The 10,983-nt window shown below is 63.2% G+C and carries 9 protein-coding genes; 6 read left to right on the plus strand and 3 right to left on the minus strand.

The features are described from left to right. Window positions 1–158: 158 nt before the first annotated feature. The 4 genes from F6X61_RS21665 to guaA all read left to right on the plus strand — a co-directional run bounded on the left by F6X61_RS21665 (window position 159) and on the right by guaA (window position 4,736). On the plus strand, window positions 159–917 hold the full coding sequence (locus F6X61_RS21665) for a sulfite exporter TauE/SafE family protein (protein ID WP_153788467.1): 759 nt from the start codon (window positions 159–161) through the stop codon (window positions 915–917). A 50-nt stretch (window positions 918–967) separates the two neighbouring features. Next, window positions 968–1,525 (plus strand): sugar ABC transporter ATPase, encoded by a 558-nt coding sequence (locus F6X61_RS21670; protein WP_153788468.1) that lies wholly within the window; start codon window positions 968–970, stop codon window positions 1,523–1,525. A gap of 86 nt (window positions 1,526–1,611) precedes the next feature. Further along, the gene (guaB, locus tag F6X61_RS21675; RefSeq protein ID WP_110993278.1) at window positions 1,612–3,081 is read left to right on the plus strand and encodes an IMP dehydrogenase; all 1,470 of its coding nucleotides are present in this window, start codon (window positions 1,612–1,614) and stop codon (window positions 3,079–3,081) included. 77 nt (window positions 3,082–3,158) lie between these two features. Continuing rightward, the gene (gene guaA / locus F6X61_RS21680; RefSeq protein WP_125465272.1) at window positions 3,159–4,736 is read left to right on the plus strand and encodes a glutamine-hydrolyzing GMP synthase; all 1,578 of its coding nucleotides are present in this window, start codon (window positions 3,159–3,161) and stop codon (window positions 4,734–4,736) included. 45 nt (window positions 4,737–4,781) lie between these two features. Here guaA and F6X61_RS21685 read toward each other — a convergent pair whose 3' ends face one another. Both F6X61_RS21685 and F6X61_RS21690 read right to left on the minus strand, forming a co-directional pair. After that, window positions 4,782–5,255, minus strand: a complete 474-nt coding sequence (locus F6X61_RS21685; protein ID WP_153788469.1) for an OsmC family protein — start codon at window positions 5,253–5,255, stop codon at window positions 4,782–4,784. A gap of 43 nt (window positions 5,256–5,298) precedes the next feature. Further along, complete coding sequence (locus F6X61_RS21690; protein ID WP_153788470.1) at window positions 5,299–7,179, minus strand: sulfatase-like hydrolase/transferase; 1,881 nt, start codon at window positions 7,177–7,179, stop codon at window positions 5,299–5,301. A 208-nt stretch (window positions 7,180–7,387) separates the two neighbouring features. On the opposite strand from F6X61_RS21690, the gene F6X61_RS21695 reads away from it, so the two are divergent. Beyond that, window positions 7,388–8,770, plus strand: coding sequence for a multicopper oxidase family protein (locus F6X61_RS21695; RefSeq protein ID WP_153788471.1), 1,383 nt, complete (start codon window positions 7,388–7,390; stop codon window positions 8,768–8,770). Then, window positions 8,770–9,249 (plus strand): tRNA adenosine(34) deaminase TadA, encoded by a 480-nt coding sequence (gene tadA, locus F6X61_RS21700; RefSeq protein WP_153788472.1) that lies wholly within the window; start codon window positions 8,770–8,772, stop codon window positions 9,247–9,249. The genes F6X61_RS21695 and tadA overlap by 1 nt, the downstream gene beginning before the upstream one ends. Before the next feature lie 100 nt (window positions 9,250–9,349). On the opposite strand, the gene mltF is transcribed toward tadA, so the two are convergent. Then, window positions 9,350–10,807, minus strand: a complete 1,458-nt coding sequence (gene mltF, locus F6X61_RS21705; protein ID WP_153788473.1) for a membrane-bound lytic murein transglycosylase MltF — start codon at window positions 10,805–10,807, stop codon at window positions 9,350–9,352. Window positions 10,808–10,983: the final 176 nt, after the last annotated feature.

Consider the following 10,983-nt stretch of genomic DNA (forward strand, 5'->3'; position numbering starts at 1 on the left):
ATAATTGGCCCGAAACAAACTGTGGGAGCGGGTTTACCCGCGAAGCGCCGCGCGGGCGGCGCTCGATCTCATAGGCGCCATAACTCTCAAGGCATACACTTGCTCGCCCCACCGCCTACCCCAACAAATGCACCTCCAAGGACTGACGAGACCCCAGCATGACGCTAGCCCAACTCTCCCTCACCCCCCTCGACTGGCTCCCCATCCTGCTCGCGATCGCCGTCGCCTACATCGTCTTCGGCATCGCCGGCTTCGGTACCGCGCTGGTCGCAGGCCCGGTGCTGATCCACTTCATGCCCCTGTCGCGAATCATCCCCCTATTGGTACTGCTGGACTTCGTCGCCGCCTTCGGCAACCTGCTGCCATCACGCAAGGATGTGGTGCGCAGCGAGTTGCTGCGCCTGCTGCCCTGCATGGCCGTGGGCTGCACCCTGGGCGTGGTGTTCCTGCTGCATCTGAAGTCGGATCTGCTGTTGCTGCTGATGGGCCTGTTCGTCACGGCCTACGCCATCTACGGCCTGGCGGTGAAAGTGCGCCCGGCAAACCTGTCGGGCCTGTGGGCTGTACCGATGGGCACGGTGGGCGGGCTGTTCGGCGCATTGTTCGGCAGTGGCGGCTTCCTGTATGCGATCTACCTCAGCGCCCGGCTGGAGGTGAAGGAGCAGGTGCGCGCCACCCAGAGCGCCTTGATCAGTTGCAGCACGATCGTGCGCCTGTCGCTGTTCCTGATCGCCGGTGTGTATGCCGATACCAGCCTGCTGTTGCTGGCCGCCTGCCTGTTGCCGGTGATGTTCCTCGGGCTGTGGGTTGGCAGGCGTTTGACCCTGAAGCTGTCCCGCGAAGCCTTCGTGCGCCTGGTCACCTGGCTGGTGCTGGCCAGCGGCCTGGCTTTGATCGGTCGCTACCTGAGCACGTGAGCAGGCGCTAGAATTGCGCCATTACCGCAGTCGGCAGGCCCGTTTCGTTCATGAACACCCAAAGCATCATCGTCCCCAAACTGTCCACCGTGCCGTCCCACGAAGCCCGCTCGAGGGCCATCCTGCGCTGGCTGGTGCGCGAGAAGATCGTCCAGGAGCAACTGACCACCTGCGGACGCACCGGCAATCGCATGGGCCATGCCCTGGCCGAGGGGGCGCGCAAGGTTGCCCTGCACCCGGAGAAACTGCCCTTCGGCGAGCAGGTCAACGGCCTTGAAGTGGTGCTCAAGCGCTGCATCTACACCCCCACCGACGGTTTCCTCGAAGAAGCCGGCTGCCCGGAGTGCCGGCGCGAGGTCGGCGAGCCGCTGTTCGAGAGCCTGGAGGAGTGGACGCCGGGGGTGAGCGACAACTTCACCTGCCCGTTGTGCGGCTTCGAGGACGACATCAATGGCTTCCTTTACCTGCAGCCATGTGCCTTTTCCAACCTGGGGTTCATCTTCAACAACTGGGGCGAGGCCGGGTTTACCCAGGCCTTCCTCGACAGCTTTGCCGACTGGCTCGATCAGCCGGTGGCGGTGGTGCAGGTAAAACTGCCACAAGGCTGACCGAAGGCCCTTATTTTGCATTGAGCGGCGCGCCGTGGATGAGTATAATGGCGCGCTTCCATTTTTCCCTCCCGGGAGCCCCCGCGATGCTGCGTATCAGCCAAGAAGCCCTGACTTTCGACGATATCCTCCTTGTACCTGGTTATTCCGAGGTACTGCCCAATGAAGTCAGTCTCAAGACCCGTTTGACTCGTGGCATCGAGCTGAACATTCCCCTTGTTTCCGCCGCCATGGATACCGTGACCGAAGCGCGTCTGGCCATCGCCATGGCCCAGGAAGGCGGCATCGGCATCATCCACAAGAACATGACCATCGAGCAGCAGGCCGGCGAAGTGCGCAAGGTCAAGAAGTTCGAGGCTGGCGTGGTCAAGGACCCGATCACCATCGACGCCGACGCCACCGTGCGCGACCTGTTCGACCTGACCCGCCTGAACAACATCTCGGGCGTTCCGGTCCTGGCCAACGGTGACCTGGTTGGCATCGTCACCTCCCGCGACGTGCGCTTCGAAACCCGCCTGGACGCCAAGGTCCGCGAGGTGATGACGCCTAAAGAGCGCCTGGTCACCGTGCGCGAAGGCGCCGACAAGAACGAAGTCCGCGAGCTGCTGCACAAGCACCGCCTGGAAAAAGTCCTGATCGTCGACGACAAGTTCGCCCTCAAGGGCATGATGACCGTCAAGGACATCGAAAAAGCCAAGGCCTACCCACTGGCGAGCAAGGACGACCAGGGTCGCCTGCGCGTGGGTGCCGCGGTCGGTACCGGCAAGGACACCGGCGAGCGCGTTGCCGCCCTGGTCGCCGCCGGCGTTGACGTGGTGGTGGTCGACACCGCCCACGGTCACTCCAAAGGCGTGATCGACCGCGTACGTTGGGTCAAGGAGACCTACCCGCAAGTGCAGGTGATCGGCGGCAACATCGCCACTGGTGCTGCAGCCAAGGCCCTGGCCGAAGCCGGCGCCGACGCCGTCAAGGTCGGTATCGGCCCAGGCTCGATCTGCACCACCCGTATCGTTGCCGGTGTCGGCGTGCCGCAGATCAGCGCCATCGCCAACGTCGCCGCTGCACTGGAAGGCACTGGCGTGCCACTGATCGCCGACGGCGGCATCCGCTTCTCCGGTGACCTGTCCAAGGCCATCGTTGCCGGTGCTTCCTGCGTGATGATGGGTTCGATGTTCGCCGGTACCGAAGAAGCCCCGGGTGAAGTCGAGCTGTTCCAGGGCCGTTCGTACAAGGCTTACCGCGGCATGGGCTCGCTGGGTGCCATGGCGCAGGCGCAAGGCTCCTCCGACCGTTACTTCCAGGACTCCTCGGCCGGTGCCGAGAAGCTTGTTCCTGAGGGGATCGAAGGCCGCGTGCCATACAAAGGCGCCCTGTCGGCGATCATCCACCAGCTGATGGGCGGCCTGCGTTCGTCCATGGGCTACACCGGCAGCGCGACCATCGAAGAGATGCGTACCAAGCCGGAGTTCGTGCGCATCACCGGTGCCGGCATGGCCGAGTCCCACGTGCATGACGTGCAGATCACCAAAGAAGCCCCTAACTACCGCGTAGGCTAAGGCTTCCAGCAATTACCGAACGGGGCTGTCACAAACAGCCCCGCGTCGTTTCCGATTTCCACTGACGAGATTGAGTCATGGCCCTCGACATTCACGCTCACCGCATCCTGATCCTCGATTTCGGTTCCCAGTACACCCAGCTGATCGCCCGCCGCGTGCGCGAAATCGGCGTGTACTGCGAACTGCACCCGTTCGACATGGACGATGAAGCGATCCGCGAATTCAACCCGCGCGGCATCATCCTTGCCGGCGGCCCCGAGTCGGTCCACGAAGCCAACAGCCCGCGCGCGCCGCAGGCCGTGTTCGACCTGAAAGTACCGGTGCTGGGCATCTGCTACGGCATGCAGACCATGGCCGAACAGATGGGCGGCAAGGTCGAAGGTTCCGAGCTGCGCGAGTTCGGCTACGCCCGTGTAGACGTGGTCGGCAAGAGCCGCCTGCTCGACGGCATCGAAGACCACGTCGACGATGACGGCGTACTGGGCCTGGACGTATGGATGAGCCACGGCGACAAGGTCACCCAGATGCCAGGCAACTTCAACGTGCTGGCCAGCACCCCGAGCTGCCCGATCGCCGGCATGTACGACGACGCCCTGGGCTACTACGGCGTGCAGTTCCACCCGGAAGTGACCCACACCAAGCAGGGCGGTCGCATCCTGTCGCGCTTCGTCCAGGACATCTGCGGCTGTGAAGCCCTGTGGACTCCGTCGAACATCGTCGAAGACGCCATCGCTCAGGTGCGTGAGCAGGTCGGTTCGGCCAACGTCCTGCTGGGCCTGTCCGGCGGCGTCGACTCTTCCGTGGTTGCCGCGCTGCTGCACCGCGCCATCGGCGACCAGCTGACCTGCGTATTCGTCGACAACGGCCTGCTGCGCCTGCACGAAGGCGACCAGGTGATGGCCATGTTCAAGGAGAACATGGGCGTCAAGGTGATCCGCGCCGATGCCGAGAAGCAGTTCCTCGACAACCTGGAAGGCGAAGCGGACCCTGAGAAGAAGCGCAAGATCATCGGCCGCACCTTCATCGACGTGTTCGATGCCGAAGCCAGCAAGCTGGACAACATCCAGTTCCTCGCCCAGGGCACCATCTACCCCGACGTGATCGAGTCGGCCGGCGCCAAGAGCGGCAAGGCCCACGTAATCAAGTCGCACCACAACGTCGGCGGCCTGCCGGAGGAGATGAACCTCAAGCTGGTCGAACCGCTGCGTGAACTGTTCAAGGACGAAGTGCGCAAGATCGGCCTGGAGCTGGGCCTGCCGTACGACATGGTCTACCGCCACCCGTTCCCGGGCCCGGGCCTGGGCGTGCGCATCCTCGGTGAAGTGAAGAAGGAATACGCCGACATCCTGCGTCGCGCCGACCACATCTTCATCGAAGAACTGCGCAAAGCCGACTGGTACCACAAGACCAGCCAGGCCTTCGTGGTGTTCCAGCCGGTCAAGTCGGTGGGTGTCGTCGGCGATGGCCGTCGCTACGCCTGGGTCGTGGCGCTGCGCGCCGTCGAGACCGTGGACTTCATGACCGCACGTTGGGCGCACCTGCCGTACGAGCTGCTGGAAACCGTCAGCGGCCGCATCATCAACGAAATCGCCGGTATCTCCCGCGTCACCTACGACGTGTCGAGCAAGCCGCCTGCCACTATCGAGTGGGAATAAGTTGAGCCACAAGGGCGCCGCAAGGCGCCCTTGTCGTATCTGGCTTCAGCGTTCGCGCTCGATCACCGCCTCACAACGCACCGGGAAGTTCACCGAGTTGGCGATGAAGCATTCGTGATGGGCGTCTTCATGCAGGCGCAGGGCGACTTGCGGATCCGAATCGTTGCTCACCACCACCTGCGGGCGCAGCACGATCTCCGTGAAATGTCCCTTGCGTTCGCCATCGCCTTCGACCATTCGGCCCTCTGGGTTGTCGACGTACGCCAGCACATTCACGTTGTTCACCGCGCACAGGTGCAGGTACCACAGCTTGTGGCAGGCCGATACCGAGGCGAGCAGCAGGTCTTCGGGGTTCCAGCGGCTGCGGTCGCCACGAAAAGCCGGGTCGGCCGAACCGGGCAGCGCTGGCTTGCCCTGGGCCTCGACGCTGAAGTCCCGTTGGTAAGCCGTGTAGTTGCAGGTGCCCTGGCCGGTATTGCCGGTCCAGTTCACGGTCAACGCGTAGGTATGTTCCTTCATGACCCTTCCTTGTGAGTGCGTATGGACGGGGGATGATTGCACATCACTCGCCTGGCTTGGGGTCTTTTGCAAACAGTGCCTTCTGGTACGCATCGTAGGACAGCAGGCGGTTCTTCATGGCCGTGAACGCGTCGCCTTCGACCGGCTGAGGGTTCTTCTCCTGCGGGTCGTCCTCGAGGTGGTAGCGCACGAGGGTATCCGGGCTGTACTCGTAGATGTACTTGTACGGGTGCTCCACCAGTGCAGAGGACAGCTGGTCGAAGAACGTCGACATGTAGAACGTCCGCTTGCCGTGGTCCCTGAGCAAGCTGATGCCTTGTACGTTGAACGGCGCATCGCTCACCGCGAAGAAGTCGGCAATGGTAGGGGCGATGTCGGTCTGTTGGCTGGTGGTCGATATCGGCTTGGCCAGGGTCTTGCCCTTGGCCCAGAAAATCAGCGGCACGGTCACTTCTTCCTCGTGCATGGACGAGTTGTGAATGAACAGCCCGTGTTCGCCGAACGACTCGCCATGGTCGCCTACCAGCACGAACAGGGTGGAGTCGAGCAGGCCTGCCTTGTCGTACCCCTCGAGCATCTGCCCGATCAGGGTGTCGGTGGTCTCGATGCAGGTTTCGTACTTTTCCAGCGCTGACTGCGAGGCCGAGGTGCCCGTGCAGTCGTAGGGGTAGTGCGCAGCGCTTGGGAAGTACAACGCGATAAACCCTTTGCCGGTTTTGCTGATGGCCTGCAGGTGGGGAATGCTGGATGCGTACAGCAGCTCGTCGCTCTCGCCAAAACTGCTGTTGTTCTGCGCCAGTGTGTTGGCAGGCGCGATGTCGGCGACGGCATAGGCGTTGGCAACACCGATGGATTTGAGGAAACCGTCCATGTTTTCGAACTGCAGGAACAGTGAGCTGAAGGCGACGGCCTGCATGTTCTTTTGCTGCTTCAGTGCATGGATCACGCCGGGCTGGTGCAGCGGCATCGCCTCTTTGATTTCAACGCCGGGGTAGGCGTGCTGCCCGGTGAAGATCGAGTAGTAGCCTTTGGAGGAGTGGGGCACCGTCACATACGACTTGAACAGCATGCCCTCGCGCGCAAGCCTGTCGAAGGTGGGGAAGCGCTGGGCGGTGCGGACCTCGGCACCGAAAATGCTGTTCCAGCGCACCGACTCCAGGACGATGTACACCAGATTCTTGAAGTCTGCTGCGGGTGCGTTTTCCAGCTTGCGCAGGGTGTTGATGGCGGACACGGGGTAAGCGGGTTGTTCGAAAGGCAGCAGGTTGGGGTGCAGGCTCGTATTCACCTGGGTGGCGTTCTGCAGGGCCGTGACCAGCGAGCGGGTGACGATGTTCTCGTTCAGGTCATAACGGGCGTCCTTGGCGAAGATCGCCCCCAGCAACAGGCCGCACAGCAACACGACCAAGCCCAGTGTGCCTGCCCTTGCCGGCGCGGCGGGCGGGCGCTTGAACGCCTGGTAGGTGGCCAGGCCCACCAGTCCCCAAGCGGCCAGGTAAGCCAGGAACAGCACGAACACGATGAAGCGGAAGGTCAGGCCAAAGCCTGCCAGTTGGTTGAGGAACACCGGCGCCCCCGACGTCAGGTTGCTGGCGTTCTCGAGGCTGTATTGGATCAGCGACCAGTCCAGCGGCTTGAGCCAGAGCTCCCTGACACGCATGTCGATCAACAGGAACAGCAGCAAGGCGCCGCACAGGATGCTGACCAGGAAAAAGTTGTACTTGTGCCTGCGCAGCGTGGTGACGGCGACCAGATAGACCAGGCCCGCCAGCAGCAGGTCCTGCAGCAGGTACAGGGCAATACTGGCAAGGTCGGTGTCGATCCAGCGGTTGGAGAAGTAGCTGATCAGGATGATCTTCGGCACCAGCAGCAGCGCAACGGCAAACAGCAGCGCAACCTCAAGCAGATGGTTTCTTCGCTCCATGGTGCTTCGCTCCCCGAGTCCCTGCACAGGCCAATGACATCACTTAAGCAGCGCGTCCCTGTTTGGGCAAGAAAGCCCCGGGGTGGCGTTGTACAAGGCTGCGACAAGACTTCACTTAATATTTCGCAAATGCAGGTGTATCGTATTCGCCCTTCATCGCCAGCCGCTGCTGGCAGACTGATTGCGCGAGAACGAGGTACCCGCACCGATGTCCTTTACCCGTCGACAAATGCTCAAGGGCCTGACCGGCCTGGTGGTGGTAGGCCTGGGCGCCGGGGGCGCAGCGCGCTACTGGCTGGGCAAGGTCGAGGATGACAACGCCGGGCACGACTACGAGCTGATCGCCGCACCCCTGGATGTCGAACTGGTGCCGGGTTTCAAGACCGAGGCCTGGGCCTTCGGCCCGTCGGCGCCGGGTACCGAGCTGCGGGTGCGCCAGGGCACCTGGTTGCGGGTGCGCTTCATCAACCACCTGCCGGTGGAAACCACCATTCATTGGCACGGCATCCGCCTGCCGCTGGAAATGGACGGTGTGCCTTATGTGTCGCAGTTGCCGGTCAAGCCGGGCGAGTACTTCGACTACAAGTTCAAGGTGCCGGATGCGGGCAGTTACTGGTACCACCCGCACGTCAGCAGCTCCGAAGAGCTTGGCCGTGGGTTGGTCGGCCCGCTGATCGTCGAGGAGCGCGAGCCGACCGGCTTTGCCCACGAGCGCACCCTCAGCCTTAAAAACTGGCATGTCGACGAGCAGGGCGCCTGGATGCCCTTCAGCGTGCCGCGCGAGGCTGCGCGCAACGGCACCGCAGGCCGGCTGATCACCATCAATGGCCAGCCCGACTCGGTGACCGAGCTGCCGGCCGGGCAGGTGGTGCGGGTGCGCCTGCTGAACCTGGACAACACCTGGACCTACCGTCTCAACCTCAAGGGCAACTGCGAGGCGATGATCTACGCCCTCGATGGCAACCCGGTCACGCCGCGTCCGCTGGACGACGATTACTGGCTCGGGCCGGGCATGCGGATCTGCCTGGCCATCCGTATCCCCGAGGCGGGCGAGGAGATTTCCCTGCGTGACGGCTTCGTGCGCCTGGGTACCCTGCGTTCGGTGGCCAGCAGCCAGGCTCCGGGCGACTGGCCCAGGGCGCTGCCGGCCAACCCGATTGCCGAGCCGGACCTGGACAATGCCGAGAAGCTCAACTTCAACTTCGAATGGGTCGGCAAGGTCTCGGTGAACACCGACAACGGCAAGCCGCCGAGCCTGTGGCAGATCAACGGCCAGGCCTGGGACATCACCGACAAGACCTGCGCCGACCGACCGATCGCCACGCTGCAGAAGGGCAAGAGCTACATCTTCGAGCTGAAGAACATGACCCAGTACCAGCACCCGATCCACCTGCATGGCATGAGTTTCAAGGTGATCGCGTCCAATCGCCGCAAGATCGTCGAGCCGTGGTTCACCGACACCTACCTGCTGGGCAAGAACGAGCGTGCCCAGGTGGCCTTGGTGGCCGATAACCCGGGGACCTGGATGTTCCATTGCCATGTCATCGACCACATGGAAACCGGCCTGATGGCCGCGATTGCGGTGGTCTGATGCGCCCACAGATCATCGATCGCAGCCGCGATCAGGAATTCATGCGCCTGGCGCTGCAACTGGCCGCCGAAGGCGCGAGCCTGGGCGAAGTGCCGGTGGGTGCGGTGCTGGTGCAGCACGGCCAGGTGATCGGCCAGGGCTACAACCGGCCGATCATCGACAGCGACCCCAGCGCCCATGCCGAGATGGTTGCCATCCGTGCTGCGGCGAAGTCCGCCAGCAACTACCGGCTGCCGGGCAGCACCCTTTACGTAACCCTGGAGCCCTGCAGCATGTGTGCGGGGTTGATCGTCCATTCGCGGGTGGCACGGGTGGTGTTTGGCGCGCTGGAGCCCAAGGCCGGCATCGTGCAGAGCCAGGGGCAGTTCTTCGGGCAGGGCTTTCTCAACCATCGGGTGATGGTCGAGGGTGGGGTGTTGGCCGAGGAGTGCGGGGCGATCTTGAGTGAGTTCTTCAAGGCCAGGCGGGCGAAGGGGTAGCTCAATCGCGGGGCAAGTCGCAGCGGCGCACCGCCGCTCCCACGCAGGCAACAACCTCGTGGGAGCGGCGGTGCGCCGCTGCGACTTGCCCCGCGATCATTCACATAGCCGGCGACTGCTCCGCCGGCTTGTCCTTGTTCACCCCTGGCACATGCAGGTTGCCTTCGGCCACCTGGCCCTCGAGCTGCGGCTGGGTCACCCAGGTGAGGATGTCGTAGTAACGGCGGATGTTGGCCACGAAGTGCACAGGCTCTCCGCCACGGGCATAGCCGTACTTGGTCTTGCTGTACCACTGCTTCTGCGACAGGCGCGGCAGCATCTTCTTCACGTCCAGCCACTTGTTCGGGTCGAGCTTCTCGCGCTTGGCCAGGATGCGGGCGTCTTCCAGGTGGCCGCCGCCGACGTTGTAGGCGGCCAGGGCGAACCAGGTGCGGTCGGGCTCCTTGATGCTGTCGTCGAGCTCTTCCTTGATTTTCATGAAGTACTTGGCACCGCCCTGGATGCTCTGCTTGGGGTCGAGGCGGTTGGACACCCCCATGGCCTGGGCGGTGCGCTGGGTGAGCATCATCAGGCCGCGCACGCCGGTCTTGGAGGTGACCTCTGGTTGCCACATGGATTCCTGGTAGCCGATGGCCGCCAGCAGGCGCCAGTCCACTTGCTCGACCTTGGCGTAGCTCTTGAAGTGCTTTTCGTACTTGGGCAGGCGCTGCTGCAGGTGCTGGGCGAAGGTGTAGGCGCCCACGTAGCCGAGTACATCGACGTGGCCGTAGTAACGGTCTTTAAGGCGCTGCAGGGTGCCGTTCTTCTGCGCCTTGTCGAGGAACTCGTTGACCTCGTTGAGCAGGCTGTTGTCGTCACCGGCGGCCACCGCCCAGCGCTGGTCGCGGCTGTCGCCCAGGTCGAAGGCCACGCGTACGTTGGGGAAGTAGACCTGGTTCATCGCCAGCTCGTTGGAGTCGACCAGGGTCAGGTCGATCTGGCCTTCGTCGACCATGCGCAGCAGGTCGACCACCTCGACGGCGTCGGACTCTTCGTATTCCAGGCCCGGGTTCTGCTTTTTCAGTTCCGCCAGCTGGTCGGCGTGGCTGCTGCCCTTGAGCACCATGATCTTCTTGCCCACCAGGCCTTTGGCATTGGTGGGGCGCGAACGGCCATTGCGGTAGATGACCTGGGGCGTGACTTCAAGGTAGGGGTGGGAGAACCTTGCCTGGGTGGCGCGCCGCTCGCTGCTGACCAGGCCGGCGGCGGCCAGCACCGGGCCGGACGGCTTGCCCAGCTGGTCGAACAGTTGGTCGAGGTTGTCGGCGGTCTCGATCTGCAGCTTCACCCCAAGGTCGTCGGCAAAACGCTTGACCAGCTCGTACTCGAAGCCGGTTTCGCCGTTGCGGTCCTGGAAGTAGGTGGCCGGGCTGTTGCGGGTAATCACGCGCAATACGCCGTCCTCCTTGACGCGTTCGAGGGTGCTGGGTTTTTCAACGCAGGCACCGAGCATCAGGAAGAGTCCGGTTGCGAAGAGCCATTTGGCGCAACGCTGGCGCAAAGCAGTGTGGGCGAACATAGCGTGCAGTATACGCAAAGGACTGCTGGTGCCATATCTCGACAATATGCGGGTTGTCTGGTAGCGGATTGTCCGCCATTAGCGCCATTAGCGCCATTGGGCCGGGTGTGGCAGCGGGATTGCCCTGCGATTGAAGGCCTGCCTGGGTTTCAGATCTCACCGCAGGGCAAGTCAGT

Origin of the sequence: Pseudomonas sp. EMN2, assembly GCF_009650555.1 — a bacterium.
Lineage (GTDB): Bacteria > Pseudomonadota > Gammaproteobacteria > Pseudomonadales > Pseudomonadaceae > Aquipseudomonas > Aquipseudomonas sichuanensis.